Raw genomic sequence first — 24,503 nt, 5'->3', positions numbered from 1 at the left:
GAAATGATCTGACTTTTCAGACGCAAAAGAAGAATACCAATGGCTGATTCCTATCGTCTCATACTGTCTTGCAAAGACCGGTCTGGCATTATTGCAGCGATCTCGAACGTATTGTTGAAGCATCATTGCTTCATCAGCCGCTCTCGCTCATTTGGTGATCCAGCGACGCAAACCTTCTTCCTGCGTTTGTCCTTCAAACCCGAGTGTGAGGACTTTTCTCTCGATGCGCTGGAAAAGGACCTGGCCGACACTGGCGTTTTACTGGAGGCCGACTGGCAAATACTGGATGAGGCGCGCAAGATCAAAACCCTGATCATGGTGTCCAAGCTCGATCACTGTGCAAACGCTTTGCTGTATGGCGCCCGCACTGGCGAACTGGCAATCGAGCCGGTCGGAATTCTATCCAACCACCCGGACCTTGCACCGGAGCTGCAGCACTGGGGCCTTCCATTTCACACCGTGCCAGTGTCAGCTGACACGAAGGAAGCGGCAGAGCGCGCCATGTTCGATATTATCGAGCAGAGCGGCGCAGAGCTTGTGGTTTTGGCGCGCTACATGCAAATTCTCACAAATGAGACCTGCGAAAAGCTGGCGGGCAAATGTATCAACATCCACCACTCGTTCTTGCCGAGCTTCAAAGGCGCACGTCCATATCATCGCGCACACCAGCGGGGTGTGAAGATGATCGGCGCGACAGCCCACTTTGTGACGGCGGACCTCGATGAAGGCCCAATCCTTGCGCAGGTCACGCAGGATGTAGACCACACCCATTCACCGGAAGACTTTGTTGCCATGGGACGGTCGCTGGAAGCAGCAGCGCTTGTACGTGCCGTCAAAGCTTATGCTGAGAACCGGGTCTTCCTGAACGGAATGAAAACAGTCGTTCTGTCCTGATGGACTAAACGTCCATCATTCTCATTTCGCTGAAGGCTTCGCGAAGCGCGTTAGACCAGGCGTTCGAAAATTCAAAGAATTTCGGATCGTCTGCCTCAATGCGACGTATCTGCTCAAACTCCAGCGAATCTGTCCGAATAACTGCAAGGTCCAGTGGCATCCCGACCGTCAGGTTGGATCGGATCGTCGAGTCCATCGATAACAAGGCGCAGATGACTCCGTCCTGAATATCCGTGTCAACGTTGATGACACGGTCGAGGATTGGTTTGCCGTATTTGTGCTCACCCAGCTGGAAGAAAGGGGAATCTTCGGTCGCTTCGATGAAATTGCCAGCCGCATAGACCAGAAACAGTCTCGGTGCGCCGCCGACACGTTGTCCGGCAACCAAGATAGTTGCACCGGAGTCGACATTTCGTGCGGCCAAGCCAGGACCATAGCGATTTTGAATTTTGCGCATGGTGTCACCGACAACCTGGGCAACTTCAAACATGGTCGGCGCAGAAAAGATGGTGGGCTCGTTTGGATTCGGTGCTTCGATACGCTCGTTGATCTCACTGATCACAGCCTGAGTGATGGCAAGATTGCCAGCGGTCATCATGGAAATGATGCGCTCACCGGGAACCTGCCAGGTGAACAGCTTCTTGACCTTTGAGATGTTATCGACGCCCGCGTTGGTGCGCGTGTCCGAGAGCAGAACCAGCCCCTGGTTCAGCTTAATGCCCACACAATAGGTCATAGAGACCCCCTTTTATGCAATCTTGTGCGGAAGAAAGCGCAGCTTCGCCCTTTTGTGAACGGGCTATTTTCGCTTTCCATCGACTATTTTGTGAAATTGTCGCTTGCTTCTCGTCCAGAGCCGGAACGTTTGCCTCTAAGACGTCTGTATTTGCGTCTGCCGACCCACTTTGTCCTCTGGTGGTTCATAGGCAGGCACGGGATCGGATGGCACAAAAGCGAAGTCATGCGCGATTCCGCCTGCAAGGCCTGCGTTTCCGACAATGAAATCCGTCAGATACTCGTGCAGTCCTTTATCGAGAACGGCGTCGATATCGACGGTACGCAAAGCCTGCAATGTGTTGCGCGCCGTCTGTGTGGCGGGAGGCTCCTTGCCGTAAATCTGTCCCAGTGCCTCGAGTGAAGACACAAGCCGGAAGGTACAATAAGCCATTGAGCGCGGATTGAATTCGTTCTGTATCAGGAAGCTTGCAACGCCTTTCCGCGAAACGTCCGAGCGCGTCACAAAGTGGTAAGCGCGTTGCACTCCGACCGCTTGCAACAATGAAACCCATTGATACTGGTCGAGCGTTCCACCGATCTCTCCGAGAGATGGCAGCAGAACGTGATATTTCACGTCGAGAATACGTGCGGTGGCATCAGCGCGCTCGATATGACTTCCCAGGCGAAGGAACTCCAGACTGTCGTCTCGCACCATCGTACCCTCTACGGAGCCGCGATATTGGGCTTGAGTGGTTTTCACCCAATCGACAAAGTCGGCGAGATAGGATTTTCGTGCGCGGAGGCTTGCGATCTGATGCGGTAGTTCATTCCATGCCGTGTTGAGGCTGCTCCAAACTTCAGACGTCAGGCCGAAGCGAATGGCGCGAGCGTTTTCGCGGGCGTTTTTAATGCTGTTATAAATGCTCGACGGGTTGGTTGGATCCGCGACCAGGTGTTCGATTGTTTGCTCACGTGTCGCGCCATCGAGGTCACCCTGGAACGTGGTGCTCGCACCTGCGGCAATCAGAATGGAAGACCACTCATTCGAGAGATCACGACCTGTCTTATTCGGAAGCGTCACCATACGGCGCGCCGTATCAATCAATCGGGCGACATTGTCTGCGCGCTCAACGGAGCGCGCAATCCAGAAAAGATTTTCTGCAACTCGGCTCAACATATCAGTTTGTCTCCGTCAGTACCCAAGTGTCTTTCACGCCGCCGCCCTGGCTTGAATTAACAACCAGAGAGCCTTCGCGAAGCGCAACACGGGTCAGCCCGCCTGGTGTCACCTGAACCGTTTCTCCCGACAGTACGAAAGGTCGGAAATCAACGTGACGAGGCGCGACGCCTTCTTCCACCAATGTCGGACAGGTGGAAAGCGATAGGGTTGGCTGGGCAATGAAACCGGCAGGATTGGCCTTCACGCGTGCTGCGTATGCTTCCTGCTCTTCCTTGGTAGATTTTGGTCCAATCAACATGCCATAACCGCCTGATCCATGAACTTCCTTGACCACGAGCTCGCCGATATTGTCGAGCACATGACTGAGTTGAGCAGGATCGCTGCATTTCCATGTTTCGACATTCTTCAGAATTGGCTCTTCGCTGAGATAGAAGCGGATCATATCCTCAACATAGCAGTAGATGGCTTTGTCATCTGCGACGCCAGTTCCAGGCGCATTGATGATCGTCACGCCGCCTGCAAGATACGATTTCATGAGTCCAGGTACGCCGAGCACAGACTCGGGTCGGAACTGGAGCGGATCAAGAAATGCATCATCGATCCTGCGATAGATGACGTGAACCCTTTCCGGGCCACGTGTCGTTCGCATGTAAACCTTGTCATCTTCGACGAACAGGTCCGTTCCCTCAACGAGCGGAATACCCATTTCATCGGCGAGGAAAGAGTGTTCGTAATAAGCGCTGTTGAAGTGACCAGGTGTCAGGATCACGCAGTTCGGTGAGCCGGTGGTATCGGCTGGAGCCACACTTTCCATGGTCTGACGCAGAAGGTCTGGATAGGTATCGACGGGCGCGATGTCGCCCGATGCAAAGAGATCGGGGAACAAGCGGGTCATCATGCGCCGGTTTTCCAGAACATAGGAAACACCGGAAGGTGTCCGGCAATTATCCTCAAGCACATAAAAGCCGTCATCGCTTGTTCGGATGACATCAATTCCGGAGATGTGTGAATACACGTTCTTCGGGACAGCAACGCCCTTCATGACGGGCTCGAACGCTTCATTTCCAAAGATGAACTCTTGCGGAACGATCCGTTCCGCAATGATGCGCCCATCATTATAGACGTCCTGGATAAAGGCATTCAGGGCTCTGGCACGCTGAATGACGCCGGCTTCCATAGTCTCCCATTCGCTGGCAGAAAAGATACGTGGGATCAGGTCGAAGGGAATTAATCGTTCCGGATCACCGCCCTCACCATAAACTGCGAAGGTGATGCCAATCCGTCGAAACAAGGTTTCAGCTTCCGCAGAGGCACGCACGAGGTCTTCATGAGGCGTTTTCGCTATCCAGTCGGCAATGCGTTCATAGCCGGACCGAAGAACCCCATTATGAGACATTTCATCAAACATATAATACGCTCTTCCCACTCACCTTCGGATTTTCAAGCACGCTGACATGGTCAGCGCCACGAACAAAGCCAGCAATGCAAAAAAATTCAGGAAAGTGATTGTTTTGGTTGCAGCTGTCATGATTCCAGCGCTAGCGATTATGCATGAGCATACGCATTGGACTGACACACCGCACCGCTTACTCCTATGATCGCCCTGTGATGATGGGACCTCAGGTCATTCGACTTCGCCCTGCCCCTCACTGTCGCACACCCATTGTGAGCTACAGCCAGATCGTGACTCCGAAAGAGCACTTCATCAACTGGCAACAGGACCCGTTCGGCAACTACCTTGCCCGCGTTGTGATCCCTGAAAAAACAAAAGAATTCTCAGTTGAGATTGATGTGGTCGCCGACATGATCGCGATCAATCCGTTTGACTTCTTTCTCGAGGAAAGCGCCCAGACCGCACCTTTCAAATACGATGCGGATATCAAAAAAGACCTGAGACCATATCTGAAGTCCTATGGGGCGGGCGAGCGTTATAAAGCCTTTCTGGAAGCGGCGCGCATCCTGTGGAAAGGGAGCAAGAAGGACAAACTTTCGACCGTTGATGCGCTTGTTGCGTTGAACCAGATGGTCGAAAGTGAAATCGACTATGTGATCCGGATGGAACCTGGAGTTCAGGACCCGGAAGAAACGCTGACACTGAAGAAAGGCTCTTGCCGCGATTCAAGCTGGTTGCTGGCAAACATCTTCAGAGACCTTGGTGTGGCATCGCGTTTCGTATCTGGCTATCTGGTTCAATTGACCGCTGACATGGCCTCCATTTCCGGTCCATCCGGTCCGGAAGAAGACTTCACCGACCTTCATGCATGGGTTGAAGTGTATGTGCCTGGTGCAGGCTGGATTGGTCTGGACCCGACATCGGGCCTGTTTGCCAGCGAGGGGCACATCCCACTCGCTGCTACACCGGTTCCATCTTCAGCAGCGCCAATTTCGGGCGGACTTGAGCCGTGTGAGGTTGAGTTTGATTTCGAGATGAAAGTCGAGCGGTTGATTGATCCGCCGCGGCACTCGAAGCCGGTCACGGAATCTCAGTCAAAGGCCATCCACATCGCTGGTCTGCAAATCGATGACATTCTGAACGAACATGATGTTCGTCTGACAATGGGCGGAGAGCCGACATTTGTTGCTGAGATCGACCGGGACGCACCCGAATGGACGGTTGATGCCGTCGGTCCTACGAAGCGCACTTACGCGGATAATCTCATTCGACGCCTCAAAACCCGTTTTGCGCCGAACGGCCTGCTGACTCACGGACAGGGCAAATGGTATCCGGGTGAACCTCTGCCGCGCTGGGCATTTGCCTTGTACTGGCGAAATGATGGGGAGCCTCTGTGGAAGAATGACAGCCTGATCCAGCAGGAATCAGCTCCGGCTCAAAACGGGCCGGCCGAGGCTGAGGCACTGGCTCATGCGATTGCAGACCGGCTCGATCTTTCGATCGATTGCGCACAGCCAATCTTCGAAGATCCAGCCGAGTATATTATGGGAGAAGCAAAGCTTCCGATAAATATTGAACCAACCGACCCGAAGCTCAAGAAATCCGAGGAACGCCGCGCCCTCGCCCGTGTGTTTGAGCAAGGCATTGGGAAACCAAAGGGGTTCGTAATTCCGGTTCAGGCCAATCAGGCCAGAAATGCTCGGGGGCGTTCGTTTGACTGGATGTCTGAAATCTGGAGATCGCGGCGTGACAAACTCTTCCTGATCCCGGGCGACAGCCCGGCAGGCTTCCGGCTACCATTGCAGTCCTTGCCGGAGCTTGATCCGATTCTTTATCCCGGCCTGATTCCAATCGATCCATTCGATATTCAAGGGCCGTTGCCATCTTCGGGCTCAAGGGGCGCAGTACCGAAACAACAGAGCGAAACCGCCTCGCCGGAGATGGAGACCGTATGGACCTCCAAGCGAGAGCCGGAACGTGATTATATTCAGGCTGGCATTCGAACAGCGCTTTCCGTCGAACATCGCGACGGGCATCTGTGTGTGTTTCTTCCGCCCGTCTACTCTGCGGAAGCTTATATTGATCTGATTTCGGCCGTTGAAGAAGCGTCTCAAATGACAGGCTTGCCGGTTCGTCTGGAAGGTTATCCTCCACCGCGTGATCCACGTATCAGTGAGATTAAGGTAACTCCGGATCCGGGCGTGATTGAGGTCAATGTTCATCCAACATCGAATTGGGAAGATTTATCTCATCTGACCAAGACGCTCTATGAAGAAGCAAGACGTTGCGGTCTCGATTCTTCTTCCTTCCTGATCAATGGACGCCCAACCGGTTCTGGCGGCGGCGCGCATCTGGTCGTCGGCGGTGCCTCACCAAATGACAGCCCGTTCCTGCGTCGCCCGGATCTCCTTGGCTCGATCATCCGCTATTGGCAGCACCATCCTGCGCTCAGCTATTTCTTCGCGGGTACTTTCATCGGCCCCACCAGTCAGGCGCCTCGAATTGATGAAGCACGTCATGACCAACTCTATGAGATGGAACTGGCGCTCAAGCAATTACCTGCACAGGGGCAATATGCTCCGCCCTGGCTGGTTGATCGTGTGCTGCGCCATCTAATGGTAGATGTGACGGGCAATACGCATAGATCTGAGATCTGCATCGATAAGCTCTATTCGCCGGATGGACCGACCGGGCGGTTGGGCCTCGTCGAGTTCCGCAGTTTTGAAATGCCTCCGCACTCAGAGATGAACCTTGCGCAGCAATTGCTTCTAAGGGCCTTGATCGCCTGGTTCTGGACCACGCCGTACACCGCTCCGTTGAAGCCTCATGGCACTGACCTGAACGACAAGTATATGCTGCCCCACATTCTTTGGCGCGATCTGAAGGCTGTCATTCAGGAGGTCAGCGAGGGCACAGGCGTTGTAATCGATCCGAGCTGGTTCGAGGCACATTTTGAATTTCGCTTCCCATGGATCGGCAAGGTCCGGTACGATGGCTTGACGATCGAACTGCGCCATGCGCTCGAGCAGTGGAACGTTCTGGGTGAGGAAGGTGCCGTTGGTGGTACGACACGGTTCGTGGACTCATCTATGGAGCGTATCGAAGTAAAGGTCGAAGGGGACCTCCATCACAAGCAGCTGCTTTGCAACGGCGTGGTCGTTCCGCTTCGCTTTGATGAACTGAGTGGTTCGCAGTTCTCAGGCGTCCGGTATCGAACGTGGCTACCAGCGTCCTGCCTGCATCCAACGATCTTCCCGCATGGACCGCTGGTGTTTGATCTATATGATCCTCGACTTGGTCGATCGATCGGAGGATGTACCTATTATCCGGCGCATCCGGGCGGTCGCAATTTCGAAACGCGGCCTGTCAATGCGCTGGAGGCGGAAGGCCGCCGAATCGCCGCTTTCAATCCGAATGGACATACGCCAGGCCATTTCGTACCGAGATATATCCATCAGGACCCACGTTTCCCGAACACGCTTGATCTGCGCTGGAGCTAACCAGCGCAGATCGGAACTGTTTTTAAACGAGCGTCGCTTCGGTTTTCTCGCGGATTTCGTCTTCTGTGACGCCGGGAGCGACCTCTACTATTTTCAGGCCACCTTCGACAACGTCGAACACGCCAAGATCGGTGATGATGCGATCAACGACGCCGGTGCCTGTCAGGGGGAGCGTGCAGGCTTTCAGAAGCTTGGTTTCGCCCGCTTTGTTCGTGTGATCCATCACAACAACAATGCGTTTCACACCAGCAACCAGGTCCATCGCTCCGCCCATGCCTTTCACGAGCTTTCCGGGAATCATCCAGTTCGCAAGGTCACCATTCTCAGCGACTTCCATCGCACCGAGAATAGCCAGATTGATGTGACCGCCCCGGATCATGGAAAAGCTGGTTGAAGACGTGAAGTAAGACGTACGGTCCAGTTCGGTTATTGTCTGTTTACCCGCGTTAATCACGTCTGGGTCTTCTTCTCCTTCGAAAGGAAAAGCGCCCATGCCTAGCATACCGTTCTCCGACTGGAGCGTTACGTCCATGCCGTCGGGAATATAGTTCGATACGAGTGTCGGAATGCCAATGCCGAGATTGACATAGAATCCGTCTTCGAGCTCCTGAGCGGCGCGCGCAGCAACTTCGTCACGTGTCCATGGCATGGTTACGCCTCCTCGCGCTTGCGTGTTGTGACTTTTTCGATTCGTTTCTCGTGCGGACCCGAGATCAGGCGCTGGATGAAGATACCAGGCGTGTGAATGTTGGCTGGATCGAAGGTTCCGACGGGTACAATTTCTTCAACTTCCGCAATCGTCACTTTTCCGGCTGTTGCCATATCGTGATTAAAATTGAGCGCGGTTTTATTATAGATCAGATTGCCCTGTGCGTCGCCTTTCCAGGCTTTGATGATCGACAGGTCTGCAACCAGCCCGGTTTCAAGAATATAGGTCTCGCCGTTGAATTCTTTGTGTTCTTTGCCGTCCGCAACCATCGTTCCCACACCGGTTTTGGTATAGAAGCCTGGAATACCAGCGCCGCCAGCGCGGCAACGTTCAGCCAGCGTACCCTGCGGATTAAATTCGAGTTCGAGTTCGCCATTCAGATACTGGCGTTCGAACTCTTTGTTCTCACCGACATAGGACGAGATCATTTTTTTGATCTGGCGCGTTTCGAGCAGCAAGCCGAGACCGAAGTCATCGACACCCGCATTGTTGGAAATGATCGTCAGGTCTTTGACACCTGAGTCGCGAATGGCCGCGATCAGCAGCTCGGGAATGCCGCAAAGTCCGAAACCGCCTGACATGATGGTCATGCCATCAAACAGCAGCCCGTCCAAAGAAGCTTTGGCGTCTGAGTATAATTTGTTCATGCGAAAACAGTCCCTCCGGTATCCTTCATCATTGTTGGCGGCAACATGTCGGATCACTAGCCGTTTTTCAACACCTGTTGAATATCATAGCGGTAGAAAAAAACGCCGGCCCGAGGGCCGGCGAGTTTCAAGAAGGACACAAAGACAAGACGGGCTCAACCACGTCTTGGTCTGTGCTTATGTCTAACAAAACGAATCTGAACGCTTGCTGTTCCCGTTTGTTATGTTCTGTTCAGGAATCGATCAGTCCTCACGATGAAAGATTGCTTCGAGACTGCGAAGGTTCATACCGTGTTTGAGATAGTTCTCAGGCGTTAGATTGATTGATTTGATAATGCGCCGTTCGATCTTGTTGCTATCTCCATCCGGGATGAGATCAAAATCCAGAATATTGATGCACCCGGTATCCTGCTCAAAGCTCGCAGACGCGTTCAGGTCCGCATGACACATCCAGCTCAAAAGGATGCGGTTAATGCCTTCATGAGCGACCACAAGTGCCGTGGCCCAGTTGGGACGACTTAGCAGGTCCCGAATGGCTTCAACGGAACGTTCGAGCGCAACGTCGAACCGCTCTCCCCCATCGAAGAAACTAGCATTCGGCTCGTGCGCATTCTCGAACTGGAAGGTCATGGTAGCAGCGAGCTGCTCGCGACTCTCAAATTCGATGTATTGACCGGAATGGAGTTCTTCTAAACGTGGGTCGTGTTCCAATTGCGCGGCGGACACATTCTGACGATTCAGAACATGCTCTGCAGTTTCACGGGTACGCCTCAAGCCGGAAGAGATCGCGATATCGAACCCGATGTCCGAAAGCGCCTCGCCGGCTGCCTGAGCCTGAGCGATACCTTGAGGCGTCAGTCTTGCAAGACGGGGATCCTTGCTGTCGACGACTTCCTTTGAAAAATAATCAACATGACCGTGACGCATCAAATAGATGCGCCGCCGGCCCGTTGTACCAGGTAAAAATACCAAGATTTACTCCATTAAGACTGGACGCCCCAATCCTTCAGAACTTCATCCGTATGTTCGCCGATCTTTGGAGGCGGTCCTTGAATCTCACCCGGTGTTTTCAGGAAGCGAGGCGCGACGCCCGGTTGGACCACGCCTGACACGGTCTGGAAAGTGCCACGATCGACATTGTGCTTGTAGTTTGGCGCTTCTTCCATGGACAGAACTGGCGCAAAGCAAATGTCGGTGCCTTCCATGATTTCGCACCATTCATCTCGCGTTTTTGTTTTGAAGACTGCTGCGATCTTGTCTTTGAGCTCCGGCCATGAAGCGCGATCCATCTGTTTTTGGAACTGCGGATCGGAAAGCTCTGCTTTCTCCAGCAGGATGGCGTAGAATTGCGGCTCGATCGATCCGATGGAGATGAACTTTCCATCTGAACAAGCATACGTGTCGTAGAAATGGGCGCCGCCATCGAGCATGTTGTTGGCACGCTCGTCTGTCCAGATGCCCGCAGAGCGCATGCCGTAGAACATTGCCAGCAGGGAAGCGGCTCCGTCGCTCATGGCTACGTCGATCACCTGCCCCTCGCCTGTCGATTTTGCATGGAGAAGACCGGCGCATAAGCCGAAAGCAAGGTAGAGCGCGCCGCCTCCATAGTCGCCCACCAGATTGAGAGGTGGTGCAGGTGGCTCACCTGCGCGGCCCATGGCGTGCAGGCCGCCTGTAATTGAAATATAGTTGATGTCATGGCCGGCTGAATGGGAAAGTGCGCCGGTCTGGCCCCAACCTGTCATACGACCATATACGAGCGCAGGATTGCGCTCGAGCGCGACATCCGGGCCGAGACCAAGACGTTCCATGACGCCCGGGCGGAACCCTTCGATCAGGCCATCTGCTTTGCTGATGAGCTGCAAAGCTGTCTCGATGTCCTTTGGATCCTTCAAATCAAGTGCCACAGATCGCCGACCGCGGCCAGGCACATCATGCGGTGCATCTCGGCCCGGGCCTTTGCGATCAATGCGAATAACATCTGCGCCCTGATCTGAGAGCAACATGCCGCAGAAAGGCCCAGGGCCAATACCTGCAAATTCTACAATCTTGAGCCCTGAAAGCGGTCCCTTCCCCATGACGATTTCCTCCATCTTGCAGAGCGCCGCTAACAGAACGAATGCGGGCGCTTGGTCATAATGCTTCTTTTGGACGTTTTTTTTCGAGGAAAATAGTCTGTCGCAACGGAAACTGAGGCAGGAAAATCGTATATCTAACGCCGTATTAACCACAAAGGATAAAATAATCCGACGAGATTTAGCGGATACGAGCGCGATGCCCCCTACGGTTGGTTTAATTTGCCCGAACTCAGAACGCCTTGCGCTTCATGATGCGTTTGAGGGCAGCAATCTGACGATCACGACTGATTTGTCTGAACCTGCATCTCTTGCAGGTGTACTGTATGTTCCCGGCTCACTTACTGCGCGTGAAGAACTGGCTGCGCTATCCTCGCGCTTGCAGTCATTATCGACAGAAAATCATCCCTTCATGGCTGTCCTGACCAATGCGGCGATCAGCCCATCGGACGTGAGACCGTTTCTTCCGGTCTCCAGCTGCAAGAACTTCATCCAGCTGACCCAAATGAAATTGCGGGAACAAAGCCTGAGACAGGAGGCGAAGTTGCGAGCTGAGAGCTTTGCGAAACTTTCCGGTCGTTTCGCGGCACTCCCTGTTTCTTCGGACAAACGGAAGCGTGTGCTTTATCTCGGTCCGCCATCCGTATTTTTTCTGAAATGCCAGAACGCCTTCCAATCTCGCGGCTGGGTATTCGATACCGCACTCACAGAACGCTCAGCCTTTGATCTGATCAATATGTGTCGCCCCGATCTGCTACTTGTTCACGTCGAACAAGGCCAGGCCCCCTTAGAGTTTCTTGATCATGTTGACGGGCGCAATGATCTAGCTCCGATGCCAGTGCTCGCCGTGACCTCGGAGCCGTATCCGGACACTGCCCTGGTTGAACGCGCATCCGTCGTATTGAATATTCGCGCAAATGACGTCGATCAGCTCTTTGAGGTGTATTCGCGCATTCAGCCAGCTGGTGAGCCTGACCTTCTGACGCCTTCTCGTGAATGGGAGATCGTCCGTGACAGATATACCGGCGCGTTCAATCGGGCGTTCGCTGAGGTACACCTTGAAAGCCAGCTGGATGCGGCGAAGTCGGCAAAAGTCACGCCAGTGATCGCTCAGTTGTTCCCGATTGTGGAATCATCAGGTGAAGCAATCGACGCGAAGCTGTTTGCAGCATTTTCAAACCTTTTGCTTCCACTTCTCCGACAGGAAGACTTTCTCGCAAGGCTCGACTGGTCGCGCTTTCTCATCAGTTTTTCCGGTGCCAATCGTGCGCAGGCTGAAGCCTCACTCGCAAGAGTGCGGTCGATTATGGAAACAACCCAGCTTAGTGGTTCAGCGATTTCTCTGACCTTCAGATATCAGTTGGTTCCGGTTTCTTTATCCGTTCCGCCAAAGCAAGCCGTTCGAGCTATTCTGGCAGCTCCGCAAAAAACCAATTCCAATCAATCGGCTGTCGCCTGAATTTCATTCAATAGTTCACGTACGCCGCGCGCTCTTCGCGTCACCGATGACCAGTTGCCAGAGAAGACAAGCTTGAAGTCTGGGCGGAGTTTAAGAACGTTGGGACGGGTTTGGACCAAAGCAACCAGTTTCGCAGGGTCCACACTCGCCTTGTCCCGGAAAGCAAAGACCGCGCCTTTCGGCCCGGCATCGAGCTTCGCGATACCGATTTTCTTACAAGCGACTTTGACTGCGGCAATTTCCAGGAGCTGCTTTGTTTCTTCAGGGATTGGTCCAAAACGGTCAATCAGCTCAGCGGCAAATGCTTCTCTTTCTGCATCGGTCTCAATTTCTGACAAGCGACGATACAGGCTCATGCGGATGTTCAGGTCTTCGACATAGGTGTCCGGGATCAGCGCAGCGAGGCCGAGATTGATCTGCGGTGACCAGTCGTCTTCAAAATCCTGTCCACCCTGCTGAAGCGTACGGACGGCGTCTTCGAGCATGGACTGATAGAGCTCGACACCGACTTCCTTTACATGTCCCGATTGCTGATCACCCAAAAGGTTGCCACCGCCCCGCATGTCGAGGTCATGGCTGGCGAGCATAAATCCGGCGCCCAGACTGTCGAGGGACTGCAGCACTTTCAGTCGTTTCTCGGCCGCTTCCGTCAGGGCCTTGTTCTTTGGCGTGGTGAAATAGGCATAGGCGCGAAGTTTCGAGCGCCCGACCCGCCCGCGCAGCTGATACATTTGCGCCAGACCAAACATGTCCGCTCTGTGCAGGATCAGTGTGTTGGCGCGCGGAATATCGAGGCCGGACTCTACAATCGTCGTGGAGAGCAGAACGTCGTACTTGCCGTCGTAAAAAGCGGTCATCAGTTCATCGAGTTCGCCAGCGGCCATCTGGCCATGAGCTGTGACAAAGCTGACCTCAGGGACCTGATCTCGCAGGAAGGCTTCGATTTCCGGCAAATCCTTGACGCGTGGCGCAACGATAAACGCCTGGCCTCCACGATACCGCTCTCGCAAGAGCGCTTCGCGGATCGTAAGGGCATCAAACTCCGTGATATAAGTACGGACAGAAAGGCGATCGACGGGCGGCGTCGCAATGATAGACAGATCTCGAATACCTGTCAGTGCCATCTGAAGCGTTCGCGGAATCGGTGTCGCAGAGAGCGTCAGCACGTGCACATCGGCTTTCAACTCTTTGAGACGTTCTTTGTGCTTCACTCCGAAGCGTTGCTCTTCATCAATGACGAGCAGCCCCAGACGATCAAATTCGATGTTCTTCGAAAGGACGGCATGTGTGCCGACAATGATGTCGCATTTTCCGCTTTTCAGCGCTTCCTTAGTTTCGTTCGCTTCGGATGTTTTGACGAGACGGGAAAGCTGGCGCACTTCAATTGGCCAACCAGCGAGCCGCTCTTTGAATGTCTGATAGTGCTGTCTGGCAAGAAGCGTAGTCGGTGCGATCACCGCGACCTGAATGCCAGACATGGCTGCGACAAATGCCGTACGCAGGGCGACTTCTGTTTTGCCAAAGCCCACATCGCCGCAGATCAGACGATCCATCGGCTTTCCCGATGCAAGGTCTCCAAGACATTCTTCAATCGCGCGAAGCTGGTCTTCGGTCTCTTCGTACGGGAAGCGCGCCGCGAACTCTTCGTAATAGCCTTCCTGGCCATCAATCACATTCGCCTTTCGAAGCGAACGTTCCGCGGCCAGCTGGATCAGGCCATCCGCCATCTCCATGATGCGTTTCTTGGCTTTAGCCTTCCGTGACTGCCAACCAACACCGCCGAGTTTGTCGAGAACAGATTCGCTTGCGTCCGATCCGTAGCGGCTGACAAGCTCGATGTTTTCTACCGGCAGAAGCAGTTTATCTCCGCCGGAATAGTGCAATTCAAGGCAATCATGCGGCGCTCCCGATACCTCCACGGTGACCAGCCCTTTGTAGAGCGCCACACCATGTTCAACGTGAACGACGAAATCGCCGGGCGTCAGCGCAGACACCTCTGCGATAAAGTTGGTAGCCTTGCGACGCTTTTTTGGGCGGCTCAGACGGTCGCCAAGCATATCCTGCTCGGAAATAAAGGTCAGATCCTGATACTCAAAGCCGGAATCCAGGGGTAATTCCGCGACACACAAGCCGGACGCACGCGCCGCCTCGAGGCTGTAGACGCGCTCAACATGTTCCAGGCCATGGTCGTTGAGTACGTTTTGTAACCGGTCTGCAGATCCAGCAGACCAGGCGGCCAGCACAACGTTCTGATTATCCTTGCGAGCGTCCTGAATGTAGGACACCACCGCATCAAACACATTTTTGCCCTGCACGCGCTCTGGCGCGAAATCCCTGCCGGGTTTTGCATCAAGTGTCAGCAGTCCTGATCCGGGCTCTGCATCGCGGGAGGTAAAGCGTGCTACCTGCCGATCCTGCAGCTCGGCTTTCACCTGATCCCAGGATGAATACAGAGCGCCAGGTGCCAGAACTTTTGCAGATTCCTTGTCCCCTGCGGCAGTGACACGAGCCTGGAAATAGTCTTCGGCTTGCGCGTAACGTTCCAGCACGGCTTCTTGCGCAATTGCATCGAACGTAATGACGGTCTGTTTCGGAAGGTAATCGAACACCGTGTCGAGATGATCGTGAAACAGTGGTAACCAGTTTTCGACCCCCTGTTTGCGTATCCGGGACCTCGTCGCCTCATACATCGGATCCCCGGCCGGAGTGCCGAACATTTCAATGAACTTCGTTCGAAACCGTGACAGCGCATCATCGGTGAAAAGGATTTCGCTGACTGGAGAAAATTCAATCGTTTTGAGCTGTTTCAATGAACGCTGTGTTTCCGGATCAAAACTCCGGATTGATTCGAGCGCATCTCCGAAAAAGTCGAGACGGACCGGGTCGGTGTGACTTGGCGAATAAATGTCGATAATGCCGCCGCGCTGGGCGTACTCCCCCCGCTCCCGAACCGTTGATGTGCGCGTATAACCGTTCGTGATCAGGAATGTTTCAAGGTCTTTCGGCTCGACGATCTGACCGGCTTTCAGGTGCAAAGACGACGCTTGCATTGTCTCCTGTGGAGCGCATTTCTGAATTAGCGCGGCCGCAGTGGTCACAACAACCAGTGCGGAATCACCCGTGTATCGCGCCAGCTTAGCAAGCGTTGAACAGCGTCTCGCCGCAACTGCAGGCGCCGGGCTCACACGATCATACGGAAGGCAATCCCAAGCCGGTAGGTTGAGCACGGGTACTGTTGGAGCAAAGAATGAGACGAGCGCCTGTAATGTCTGCGCTTTTCGTTCGTCGGCCGCGACATAGACAACAGCGCGCTCAGCCTTTTGGGCGTAAGACGCAATAGCCAGCGCTTCGCTGCCGAAAGGTGCACCAGCAATGGTTTCGATCTCACCCGAAGGTGATAACTGAGAAAATATGTCCATAGGCGGAGACGGGCCGTCCTGATTAGCCGGGTTGCGCTGTGTATTCGTAATCGCAGAGTCGTTGGAGAAGTGGACCTTTGCGGTGCGGCGGAATCGCTGCCGTGCCGGTCAACCAGGAGAACATTTCCCAATCCTGTACCTTCAGAAGCTGCTCAAACTCGTCGACTTCCGCTTCCGTCATGGATTCCAGATGCTTGTCTGCGAAACTACCGATGATCAGATCGAGTTCGCGAAACCCTCGACGCCAGGCGCGAAACTGTAATTTTCTGCGACGTTCATCCATCGTCGACACTCCAATGTCTTTGACTTTAATGCGACATAGGACAGATGTTGGGTTCCGACAAATATCAGATGCCAATTATTTTCACGTGACGGAAACAGAAACGCATATCGAATACCTTTTGAAGGATCTTACGACCCTGTCTGGCGTCGGTGAGAAACTGGCAGAGCGCCTGTCACTTCTTATCGGAGGCCGGTGCTTGATCGATCTTGTTTCTCACTTACCAACGCGCTGGGCAAACCGTTCACGTGTCGCTGATATTTCCCATCTTGAAACGGATCAAATTCAGACTGTTGTTGGTGAAGTCCAGCATTTCTCACCAGCGCCCCGTGGTTCGAAATTACAACGCATTCGCCTGAGTGATCCAACAGGGTTCGTGACGCTGGTGTTTTTCAACGGCAATGCCGGGTATCTGAAGAAACAGTTTCCCATCGGTCAGACCGTCGCTGTATCGGGACTTGTCGAAGATTTTCATGGGCAACGTCAAATCACCCATCCTGATTATGTCGTACCCCTCGAACAGTTGGACACAATACCTGCGATAGAGCCGATATATCCGCTGCAGGCCGGCACCACCAATAAGCGGCTGCATGGCCTCATCATGTCAGCGCTCGATGATCTGCCTGTTTTTCCGGAATGGATTACGGCGTCTCTGGTCAAACAACGCAACTGGCCAACCTTCGAGGCGGCCCTTCGCTTGCTCCACTATCCAGCAGACCTGAATGAAACTGAACTGGAATTAGCTCGCGAACGGTTGGCTTATGACGAAGCCTTAGCGCGCGCGCTTACCTTTCGCCTGCAGCGCGCGGTGGAAGCCCGAGATGATGCACCGGGCATGCAGACATCTGCGACGTTTATGTCTGAGTTCCGCAATTCGCTTCCCTTTGATCCAACCGGCGCCCAAACAAGAGCAATGTCAGAAGTATCTGCAGACATGGAAAAGACTGCCCCCATGAAACGCATGCTTCAGGGGGATGTTGGATCTGGTAAAACCACTGTCGCAGGCTTTGCAGCGGCCCTGGCGATCCGTAACGGATTTCAAGTGGCCGTCATGGCACCGACCGAAGTGCTCGCGCGCCAGCTCTACACGTCGCTGTCATCTTTCGTCGAACCCTTGGGGATGTCCACCGCATGCCTTGTGGGAGGCATGAGAGCAAAGGAAAAGCGGGAAACCCAGGAGAAAGTCGCTTCGGGTGACATTCAGCTTATTTGTGGGACCCACGCTCTTTTTCAGGACAAGATCTCGTTTTCGAATCTTGGGCTGGTGATCATTGACGAACAACACCGATTTGGCGTCGCAGACCGGGCACGACTTGCTGATAAGGGATTGGCGCCGCACTTACTGATCATGAGCGCCACGCCGATTCCCCGTTCTCTCGCCATGACGGTTCATGGCGACGTGGATTTGTCCGTGCTCGATGAAAAACCTGCCGGCCGCCAACCTGTGGAAACACGAATCATTCCGGACGCACGCCTGGACGAGGTTGTTGCCGCTGTCGGACGGGCGATTGAACGCGGAGAGCAGGTATTCTGGGTTTGCCCGCGCGTTGAAGACGATGACGATGGTCCATCTGCCGTCGCCCGACATGCCATGCTGAGTGACATCTACCAAAAGCCTGTTGGTCTGGTTCACGGGCGTCTTAGCTCGGAAGAAAAAACAGGAACGCTGGAAACCTTTCGAATGGGACAATCGTCTGTTCTGGTGGCAACGACGGTTATCGAGGTCGGCGTCGATGTTCCCGGCGCTACGATCATGGTCATTGAAGGGGCTGAACGTTTTGGGCTTGCGCAGCTCCATCAGCTCAGAGGCCGGGTTGGTCGAGGCAATCAGAAATCGTTTTGCATTCTGCTCTATAGTCCTCCTCTGGGTGTCACGGCGAAACGGCGCCTTGAAACCTTACGTGAAAGCGAAGACGGCTTCTACATCGCCGAAGTGGACTTCAAGCTGAGAGGACCGGGCGACATTCTTGGACTCGAGCAAAGCGGTGTTCCGAACTTCAGGTTTCTCGACCTGACCCGGCACCAGGGGCTGCTTGCCTTATCCCAAAAGGAAGCAGCAACGCTTCAATTGGAGGGCGCCTCAGACCTCACGCCGCCGCAACAACAGCTCATGCGCCTTCTGGCGACGCACTCTGATCGCGGGCCAAGGCTTTAATGGCGTCAGACATCGTCGCCATCGAGAATGACGACCTCTTCCTTTTCGTTCTTCGGCATGACCACCCCGGCTGAAACAATCAGCTTCGCGCCATCTTCGACAGTCATGTTCAAGCGTCGCACCTCATTCTCGGGGACAAAAATCAGAAAGCCCGATGTCGGGTTCGGGGTCGTCGGAACGAACACGCCAATGTAATTCTTGTTCAAATGGTGCGCGACTTCTTCTCGGGCACGCGTGGTCAGAAAACCGACCGCCCATGTTCCTGGCTTTGGGTACTCAACGAGTACGACTTCCTTGAATGACGAACTGTCTTTGTCAGAAAAGATGTCCACGAGCTGCCGGATCGGCGTGTACAGTGTACGTACGATGGGAACTCGCGTCGCAATCTGTTCGCTGATGCGAATAATCTGACGTCCAAGCCAGTTGGCACCAAACGCGCCAAGAAAAACCAGGCACACGACAGCCACGAGCACGCCCAGCCCTGGAATATAACCAATCAGGGAATTCACTGTGACGTCGAAGAACAGTTCCGTGTTGCGAATTCCAGGCGGAATGGCTGAGCGCACGATCGGCTTAACCCGCTCGTCGATCCAGGAAATGATCAAGACAAGTACGAAGATTGGAACCACAATCGGTGTCGCAATCACCAGTCCTGCGATCAATCTTGAGCGCACCCAGCCGAAAAAGCTCAGCCGATTCTTTTTTGTGGAAGAAGCATCTGATTCTACGGATTTTTCTTCTTCAGACATTCAGAGTTCTCCCTAGGGCACGGCTTGCTGGCCCCGAAAAAGCGCGCATAAAGGTCTGTATGAGGGATGGAAACGAAAACATACTTAACCGGCTAAACGAGATCTCAGATCGTTTAGGCGAAAATGTGACCCATGTGGAAGACCTGAAAAGGCTTTCAGGTGGGGCGAGTCAGGAAACCTGGGCATTTTATGCTTGCTCGCCTAATTCTCGGCAGAAACTGATCCTGCGACGATCACCATTCGCACATGCAGGCGCTGGAGATGGCAGCGCGATTGGTCTTGCGAAAGAAGCTGAGGTTTTAGGAGCGCTGAAGAATACCGGTATTCCAACGCCGGGCGTTCTTTTCGTGGCGGACGAGGATGATCCGCTAGGCTCTTCCTACATCATGACATGCATTGAAGGTGAGACGATTCCGAAACGGATCATGCGCGATGAACGCTTTGCGCCAGGTCGTGACAGGATTTCGGCTCAGTGCGGTACAGCGCTTGCCAAACTACACAGCATGCCACTCAACGACATGCCGGAATTGCCACGGGCAACAGCGGAAGATCAGGTCGCACAGTACGAAGGTGTATTGAGAGCGCGCGGTATCGAGCGTCCGGTTTTCGAGATGGCGCTGCGCTGGCTGAAAGACAACCTGCCCGACGAATCACAGAACAATGTCGTGGTGCATGGCGATTTTCGCATGGGAAATCTCATGATCGATGAAAATGGCCTGTCCGGTATTCTTGATTGGGAGCTCTGTCATATCGGAAACCCACGCGAAGATATTGGCTGGCTTTGCACGAATTCCTGGCGGTTCGGACAGCGCGACAAACGGGTTGGCGGCGTTGGTCATTTAAGTGAATTGCTCGAAGCTTATGAAGCTGCAGGTGGTGTCGCCATCACCGAGTCTGAGATCGACTATTGGGAATGCCTTGGGTCTTTCAAATGGGGCATTATGTGCACGATGATGTACGAAGCATTTCGCTCCGGCAGTGATCCAAGCATCGAACGCGGCTCCATCGGTCGTCGTGCGTCAGAAACAGAAATCGATCTCATGAACATTCTGGAGACAGTCTGATGCAGGATTCGCCTTCTTCATCTGAAATGCTGACAGCGATCATTTCGCTCCTTTCAGACCGGATCATGCCGAAAATCGAAGGCCATGATTCATACGCCTTACTTGTTGCGATAAACGCATTGAAAACAGTCAAACGCGAGTGCGATCACCGGGACGAGTTTGAATCTGCGGAAAAACAGCGGCTCACCGATTTGCTTGGTCACGACGGTAGTGTGTCTGAGCTAAACGCTGAACTCTGTGAAAAAATACGCAGCGGAGACTTCACCTTGAACGATAAGAATGTTCTTGAGCATTTAAAACAAACAGCGATTGACCAGGTCCGTATCGATCAGCCACGGTATTCTGGTCTCGCTTATGCTCTGGAACAGAAGAATGTCGGATCAACCCGAAGCTAGCCCACTCACCCGCCTTGTCCCGGTTTTCGCAATCGTCGCTCTCGTCGCTATGATTGCAGCAGCGATCTTCCATGTCGCAACGCTCAACGAAGAACCCGCGCCGGGCTTTGATCGGGCGACCGCGCCTGCCGAGCCAGACTATTCTGCGTCCACGTCCTGGCTGACGAGACCTGAGAGCGAAACGCCAGGCGGCTGGGAACGTCCGTGGGGCGTCGACGTGCTTTGGTATTCTGAACGCATAGAGAGCTATCGCGGCGGCTGGAACGCTCCCATCGATTGGGTTGGAACAGAGGAAACCGCGATGACCGGTGATGCGTGGCTAAACGCAACGCCGGATCAAGTGAAGGTATTCGCGCCAAAACGCCGCTACACATCTGCGTTCGAAACGCCGGAAGAAGACAGGCGCGCCGCTCTTGAGCTTGAAAACGAGGATGTTCTGTCGTCGTTTGACTATTACGCTGACAATGACCACCGTTTGCGTGGTTTGTTTGTCGGTGGACGTGGGAAAGGCGTCGAGGCGGCCATCTCCATCATGGAGGAGCGCATTGTTGGTACCGAGCCCTATACAAGTCTTTTTGGCGGCCTGATTATTGCGCCAGGAACATCCCTGTCCGACGACGCCAATATCGACCTACCAGCCTGTTCGAGAGAAACCCCCGCTTACCCATGTCTACTGGACTTAAGCGCTCTGGACGAAACGGCGGCGCAGGAAAGCTTCAATTCAACAATGTCGGCGTTCAGCCAATGGCTGGATGAAAACGTGGCAAAACCTGCGGCACCATTGCCGCCAATTGAGACCATCCAGATTGCGCCCATTAATCGGCCGGACGGCCAGTAGCGGACTTTTCAATCGCTCGCGTGGTGGAGCGGCCCGCGAGCAATGGTGCAATTAGCACTTCGCCGCCTGACGCTTTGACGAAATCTGAACCAACCACGGTGTCCGGCGTGTAGTCCCCACCTTTCACGAGCAAATCTGGTTTCACCTTCTCGATGAGCTCCTTTGGTGTATCTTCCTCAAAAATCAGAACGCCATCGACCGGTTTTAATCCCTGCAACATTGTGGCCCGGTCCTGTTCCCCATGGATGGGACGGGTTTCCCCCTTCAGGCGTTTGACCGAGGCATCGGAATTCAATCCGACGACAAGCCGATCGCAATGACTTGCCGCAAACTCCAGCAGGCTCAAATGCCCCGCGTGAAGGATGTCAAAACACCCATTCGTAAAGCCAACACGCAACCCGCGAGCTCGCCATGCCTCTATTCGATCGTAGAGTTCTCGATCACTTGTCGAGCCGGTTGATGAGCGTTTCTCGGTTCTCTGACGCAAAGCCGCCTGGATTTCTGATTGCGTAACTGCAGCCGTTCCGATTTTGCCAACAGCGACACCTGCGGCAATCATGGCGAATTCAGAGGCGGGTTTGAGATCTGCTCCAGACGCTATGGCCAGCCCCAGCGCAGCAAGACTGGTATCTCCAGCACCTGATACATCATAAACTTCGCGCGTTTCTGTCGGCACATGCTGCACAATTTTACCATTTTCCAGGAATGACAATCCCTTGGCCGAGCGTGTCACGAGAAGCGATGATACGTCGAGGCTGTCGAGAAGGTTTGCAAGTGCGCTCTCAACATCCGAATTTGTATCCACGGGTAAACCAGTCGCGGCCGCGAGTTCACTCGCATTCGGCTTGATCAGAGTTGCGCCGTCATACTTTCCGAAGTCGGTTCCTTTAGGGTCTACGATGAGCGGAATATTCCGCTCCTTGGAAACGCTGACACAGGTCGCAATCACCGCATCCGTTACAAAACCTTTCGCGTAGTCGGAAAGTAGAATTGCGCGGCATCCTTCGGCAGAGGCTCGGATCTTTTCACAAACGCGTGTCTCAGCATCCAGTGACAAGGCGTGTTTGTCTTCGGCATCGACACGTAGCAATTGCTGGCCGTTGGCAATGTATCGAACCTTCAACGTTGTGCGGCGGTCGGCCAGCTCGATCAGATTGCCTTCGATACCTGTCTCTCTGGAAATGCATTCCTGGAGCGCGGCTCCCTCCTCATCGGTACCGATGGCGCTGACAATAATCGCCCGCCCGCCCATGGATGCGACGTTTCGAGCAACGTTTCCGACAGCACCCAGCATGGTGAGAACATTGTCTTGTCGCAAAACCGGTATGGGCGCTTCCGGCGAAATACGGTCGACCTTCCCGTACACGAAGCGGTCCAGCATAATATCGCCGACGCAAAGAATATTCAGGCCAGAGACGGCTGTGCTGATCGAGGTGAGGCTCGCTTCTTTCAAAACAATCTCTTTCTGTAAGCTGCTGCTTCTCATATGTCAGATAAGCGCCAATTCTCAAATGCTTAGTGTGATCCAGTCTGCGGTTCGCTGCGTAAACAGAAAGCAACTGAAAAGGTGGTTCCCATTTCCAGACAGAAGATATCATTGGTGTGGTTTCGTAATGATTTGCGGCTGAAGCATAATCCCGCATTTCATGCGGCTGCGACATCCGATCTGCCTGTGCTGTGTCTTTACATCCTCGAAAACGGACGAACAGATTTTCGCGCGATGGGGGCAGCCTCGAAATGGTGGGCCGATAAGAGCATCGCATCTCTGGATCGTGCCCTAAAAGACCGCGGCGGCTCTCTTCACCTTCGGTCTTCGTCGAGTGAAGACGACACCTACGCAATTTTCAAAGACCTGACTAACGCCTTTGACGTTCAGAATGTGTTCTGGAACAGACGGTATGCAAAATATGATCGTGACTTTGATGCCTCTGTAAAATCTGAACTGAAGGATCTCGGTGTAAACGTCTGTACGTTCAACGGAAACCTTCTCATGGAGCCTTGGCAGGTCACGACGAAAGACGATCAGCCATACAAAGTGTTCACACCATTCTGGAAATCGTTGAAAGGGCAGTTTGAGCCGAACCATCCACAGCGAACACCCGATTGTGAACTCGTGAACCACAAGGGTGAAGCGCTTGAAAGCTGGAAACTTCATCCGACTTCACCGGACTGGTCGGACGGTCTGGAAGATGCGTGGACGCCCGGAGAAGATGGCGCAATGAATCGGCTATCCAGCTTTCTGGATGGAGACATCTCCGGATACCCGACCGAGCGGGACCGCCCTGACCTTCGTTCAACGTCCCGGCTTTCTCCTTATCTCGCTTTTGGGGAAATTTCCCCCCACCAGATCTGGCGCTCGACACAGGCAGCAATGGAAACTGGCAAGGTATCTGATACAGATGGCTGGGCCTTCCTACGAGAGGTCGGCTGGCGAGATTTCTCCTACTCTCTGATATTTCAGGCAGATGCCCTCCATAGGAACAACTGGAATGACCGTTTCGACGGCTTTGAGTGGGGCCGCAACGAGTCAGCTCAGACAGCCTGGCAAAAAGGACAGACCGGTTACCCCATCGTTGATGCCGGCATGAGGGAACTCTGGCAGTCAGGCTGGATGCACAATCGCGTCAGGATGATTGTCGCGTCATTTCTGATCAAGCATCTGATGATCGATTGGCGTGAGGGCGAAGAATGGTTCTGGGATACCCTCGTTGATGCCGATTGCGCGAACAATCCGGCGAGCTGGCAATGGGTCGCCGGCAGCGGCGCCGATGCTGCGCCATATTTCCGGATCTTCAACCCAATCACGCAGGGGCAGAAATTCGACCCGAACGGAGACTATGTCCGAAAATGGATTCCTGAGATCGGGAATCTGCCAACCAGGTATCTGCATGCGCCATGGGAGGCGTCTGGAGCGGTTTTGAAAGACGCAGGCATCACGCTTGGTAAAACGTATCCAAAACCTATCGTCGAACATAAGCGCGCGCGAGAACGCGCTCTAGAAGCATATGAAGCCACGAAAGCGAGCTGAG

General features: G+C 53.9%; 19 protein-coding genes. 8 read left to right on the top strand and 11 right to left on the bottom strand.

Annotation, left to right across the window (positions count from 1 at the left end; all coding sequences use genetic code 11):
• The first annotated feature begins 39 nt into the window (after window positions 1-39).
• Window positions 40-894 carry a formyltetrahydrofolate deformylase gene (locus tag ACFQDM_RS17685; protein WP_377381535.1) on the top strand — a complete coding sequence of 285 codons (855 nt, stop codon included), beginning with the start codon at window positions 40-42 and terminating at the stop codon, window positions 892-894.
• A gap of 4 nt (window positions 895-898) precedes the next feature.
• Here ACFQDM_RS17685 and ACFQDM_RS17680 read toward each other — a convergent pair whose 3' ends face one another.
• The 3 genes from ACFQDM_RS17680 to ACFQDM_RS17670 form a co-directional block, all read right to left on the bottom strand.
• Window positions 899-1,630 (bottom strand): peptidase, encoded by a 732-nt coding sequence (locus ACFQDM_RS17680; protein ID WP_377381532.1) that lies wholly within the window; start codon window positions 1,628-1,630, stop codon window positions 899-901.
• Window positions 1,631-1,765: 135 nt separating this feature from the next.
• Window positions 1,766-2,788: an alpha-E domain-containing protein gene (locus ACFQDM_RS17675; RefSeq protein WP_377381529.1), complete on the bottom strand. Its 1,023-nt coding sequence runs from the start codon at window positions 2,786-2,788 to the stop codon at window positions 1,766-1,768.
• A 1-nt stretch (window position 2,789) separates the two neighbouring features.
• Window positions 2,790-4,199, bottom strand: a complete 1,410-nt coding sequence (locus ACFQDM_RS17670; protein WP_377381527.1) for a circularly permuted type 2 ATP-grasp protein — start codon at window positions 4,197-4,199, stop codon at window positions 2,790-2,792.
• A 143-nt stretch (window positions 4,200-4,342) separates the two neighbouring features.
• Here ACFQDM_RS17670 and ACFQDM_RS17665 point away from each other — a divergent pair, with 143 nt between their 5' ends.
• The gene (locus ACFQDM_RS17665) at window positions 4,343-7,684 is read left to right on the top strand and encodes a transglutaminase family protein (protein ID WP_377381524.1); all 3,342 of its coding nucleotides are present in this window, start codon (window positions 4,343-4,345) and stop codon (window positions 7,682-7,684) included.
• Between the two features lie 22 nt (window positions 7,685-7,706).
• Here ACFQDM_RS17665 and ACFQDM_RS17660 read toward each other — a convergent pair whose 3' ends face one another.
• The 4 genes from ACFQDM_RS17660 to ACFQDM_RS17645 form a co-directional block, all read right to left on the bottom strand.
• Window positions 7,707-8,333 (bottom strand): 3-oxoacid CoA-transferase subunit B, encoded by a 627-nt coding sequence (locus ACFQDM_RS17660; RefSeq protein ID WP_377381521.1) that lies wholly within the window; start codon window positions 8,331-8,333, stop codon window positions 7,707-7,709.
• Window positions 8,334-8,335: 2 nt separating this feature from the next.
• Window positions 8,336-9,040, bottom strand: a complete 705-nt coding sequence (locus ACFQDM_RS17655) for a CoA transferase subunit A (RefSeq protein WP_377381518.1) — start codon at window positions 9,038-9,040, stop codon at window positions 8,336-8,338.
• A gap of 243 nt (window positions 9,041-9,283) precedes the next feature.
• A complete protein-coding gene (locus ACFQDM_RS17650; protein WP_377381515.1) occupies window positions 9,284-10,012 on the bottom strand; it encodes a histidine phosphatase family protein in 729 nt (242 codons plus the stop codon).
• Between the two features lie 11 nt (window positions 10,013-10,023).
• Entirely contained in the window at window positions 10,024-11,118 is a 1,095-nt protein-coding gene (locus ACFQDM_RS17645) for a CaiB/BaiF CoA transferase family protein (RefSeq protein ID WP_377382498.1), read from the bottom strand.
• 196 nt (window positions 11,119-11,314) lie between these two features.
• Between ACFQDM_RS17645 and ACFQDM_RS17640 the strand changes: the two genes are divergently transcribed.
• The gene (locus ACFQDM_RS17640; protein ID WP_377381512.1) at window positions 11,315-12,574 is read left to right on the top strand and encodes a diguanylate cyclase domain-containing protein; all 1,260 of its coding nucleotides are present in this window, start codon (window positions 11,315-11,317) and stop codon (window positions 12,572-12,574) included.
• Here the strand turns inward: ACFQDM_RS17640 and mfd are convergent.
• Both mfd and ACFQDM_RS17630 read right to left on the bottom strand, forming a co-directional pair.
• The gene (gene mfd, locus ACFQDM_RS17635; protein ID WP_377381510.1) at window positions 12,556-15,993 is read right to left on the bottom strand and encodes a transcription-repair coupling factor; all 3,438 of its coding nucleotides are present in this window, start codon (window positions 15,991-15,993) and stop codon (window positions 12,556-12,558) included. The two genes, ACFQDM_RS17640 and mfd, sit on opposite strands and share 19 nt — an antisense overlap.
• 22 nt (window positions 15,994-16,015) lie before the next feature.
• Window positions 16,016-16,276 carry a succinate dehydrogenase assembly factor 2 gene (locus ACFQDM_RS17630; protein ID WP_377381507.1) on the bottom strand — a complete coding sequence of 87 codons (261 nt, stop codon included), beginning with the start codon at window positions 16,274-16,276 and terminating at the stop codon, window positions 16,016-16,018.
• An 85-nt stretch (window positions 16,277-16,361) separates the two neighbouring features.
• On the opposite strand from ACFQDM_RS17630, the gene recG reads away from it, so the two are divergent.
• Complete coding sequence (gene recG, locus ACFQDM_RS17625; RefSeq protein WP_377381505.1) at window positions 16,362-18,428, top strand: ATP-dependent DNA helicase RecG; 2,067 nt, start codon at window positions 16,362-16,364, stop codon at window positions 18,426-18,428.
• A 5-nt stretch (window positions 18,429-18,433) separates the two neighbouring features.
• Here recG and ACFQDM_RS17620 read toward each other — a convergent pair whose 3' ends face one another.
• Complete coding sequence (locus tag ACFQDM_RS17620; protein ID WP_377381502.1) at window positions 18,434-19,177, bottom strand: DUF502 domain-containing protein; 744 nt, start codon at window positions 19,175-19,177, stop codon at window positions 18,434-18,436.
• A 59-nt stretch (window positions 19,178-19,236) separates the two neighbouring features.
• Here ACFQDM_RS17620 and ACFQDM_RS17615 point away from each other — a divergent pair, with 59 nt between their 5' ends.
• Genes ACFQDM_RS17615 through ACFQDM_RS17605 form a run of 3 tightly spaced genes read left to right on the top strand, consistent with a single transcriptional unit; the run spans window position 19,237 to window position 21,474 of the window.
• Window positions 19,237-20,241: a phosphotransferase family protein gene (locus tag ACFQDM_RS17615; RefSeq protein WP_377381499.1), complete on the top strand. Its 1,005-nt coding sequence runs from the start codon at window positions 19,237-19,239 to the stop codon at window positions 20,239-20,241.
• Window positions 20,242-20,267: 26 nt separating this feature from the next.
• A complete protein-coding gene (locus tag ACFQDM_RS17610) occupies window positions 20,268-20,636 on the top strand; it encodes a DUF6285 domain-containing protein (RefSeq protein ID WP_377381498.1) in 369 nt (122 codons plus the stop codon).
• Window positions 20,614-21,474, top strand: coding sequence for a DUF3089 domain-containing protein (locus ACFQDM_RS17605; protein ID WP_377381495.1), 861 nt, complete (start codon window positions 20,614-20,616; stop codon window positions 21,472-21,474). Before ACFQDM_RS17610 ends, ACFQDM_RS17605 begins: the two co-directional genes overlap by 23 nt.
• On the opposite strand, the gene rfaE2 is transcribed toward ACFQDM_RS17605, so the two are convergent.
• Entirely contained in the window at window positions 21,452-22,927 is a 1,476-nt protein-coding gene (rfaE2, locus tag ACFQDM_RS17600; protein WP_377381492.1) for a D-glycero-beta-D-manno-heptose 1-phosphate adenylyltransferase, read from the bottom strand. The genes ACFQDM_RS17605 and rfaE2 overlap by 23 nt on opposite strands.
• Before the next feature lie 147 nt (window positions 22,928-23,074).
• Here rfaE2 and ACFQDM_RS17595 point away from each other — a divergent pair, with 147 nt between their 5' ends.
• Window positions 23,075-24,502: a cryptochrome/photolyase family protein gene (locus tag ACFQDM_RS17595; protein ID WP_377382496.1), complete on the top strand. Its 1,428-nt coding sequence runs from the start codon at window positions 23,075-23,077 to the stop codon at window positions 24,500-24,502.
• Window position 24,503 lies beyond the last annotated feature (1 nt).

Origin of the sequence: Ponticaulis profundi, assembly GCF_042659465.1 — a bacterium.
In the GTDB taxonomy this organism is placed as follows: domain Bacteria; phylum Pseudomonadota; class Alphaproteobacteria; order Caulobacterales; family Hyphomonadaceae; genus Ponticaulis; species Ponticaulis profundi.
Note: the sequence above shows the minus strand (reverse complement) of the source record. Positions and strands in the feature narration are given on the sequence as shown.

Coding starts and splice junctions, on each gene's coding strand:
- ACFQDM_RS17685 (WP_377381535.1), top strand. CDS start 40: ATGGCTGATTCCTATCGTCTCATACTGTCTTGCAAAGACCGGTCTGGC.
- ACFQDM_RS17680 (WP_377381532.1), bottom strand. CDS start 1,630: ATGACCTATTGTGTGGGCATTAAGCTGAACCAGGGGCTGGTTCTGCTC.
- ACFQDM_RS17675 (WP_377381529.1), bottom strand. CDS start 2,788: ATGTTGAGCCGAGTTGCAGAAAATCTTTTCTGGATTGCGCGCTCCGTT.
- ACFQDM_RS17670 (WP_377381527.1), bottom strand. CDS start 4,199: ATGTTTGATGAAATGTCTCATAATGGGGTTCTTCGGTCCGGCTATGAA.
- ACFQDM_RS17665 (WP_377381524.1), top strand. CDS start 4,343: ATGAGCATACGCATTGGACTGACACACCGCACCGCTTACTCCTATGAT.
- ACFQDM_RS17660 (WP_377381521.1), bottom strand. CDS start 8,333: ATGCCATGGACACGTGACGAAGTTGCTGCGCGCGCCGCTCAGGAGCTC.
- ACFQDM_RS17655 (WP_377381518.1), bottom strand. CDS start 9,040: ATGAACAAATTATACTCAGACGCCAAAGCTTCTTTGGACGGGCTGCTG.
- ACFQDM_RS17645 (WP_377382498.1), bottom strand. CDS start 11,118: ATGGGGAAGGGACCGCTTTCAGGGCTCAAGATTGTAGAATTTGCAGGT.
- ACFQDM_RS17640 (WP_377381512.1), top strand. CDS start 11,315: ATGCCCCCTACGGTTGGTTTAATTTGCCCGAACTCAGAACGCCTTGCG.
- mfd (WP_377381510.1), bottom strand. CDS start 15,993: ATGGACATATTTTCTCAGTTATCACCTTCGGGTGAGATCGAAACCATT.
- ACFQDM_RS17630 (WP_377381507.1), bottom strand. CDS start 16,276: ATGGATGAACGTCGCAGAAAATTACAGTTTCGCGCCTGGCGTCGAGGG.
- ACFQDM_RS17620 (WP_377381502.1), bottom strand. CDS start 19,177: ATGTCTGAAGAAGAAAAATCCGTAGAATCAGATGCTTCTTCCACAAAA.
- ACFQDM_RS17615 (WP_377381499.1), top strand. CDS start 19,237: ATGAGGGATGGAAACGAAAACATACTTAACCGGCTAAACGAGATCTCA.
- ACFQDM_RS17610 (WP_377381498.1), top strand. CDS start 20,268: ATGCTGACAGCGATCATTTCGCTCCTTTCAGACCGGATCATGCCGAAA.
- ACFQDM_RS17605 (WP_377381495.1), top strand. CDS start 20,614: ATGTCGGATCAACCCGAAGCTAGCCCACTCACCCGCCTTGTCCCGGTT.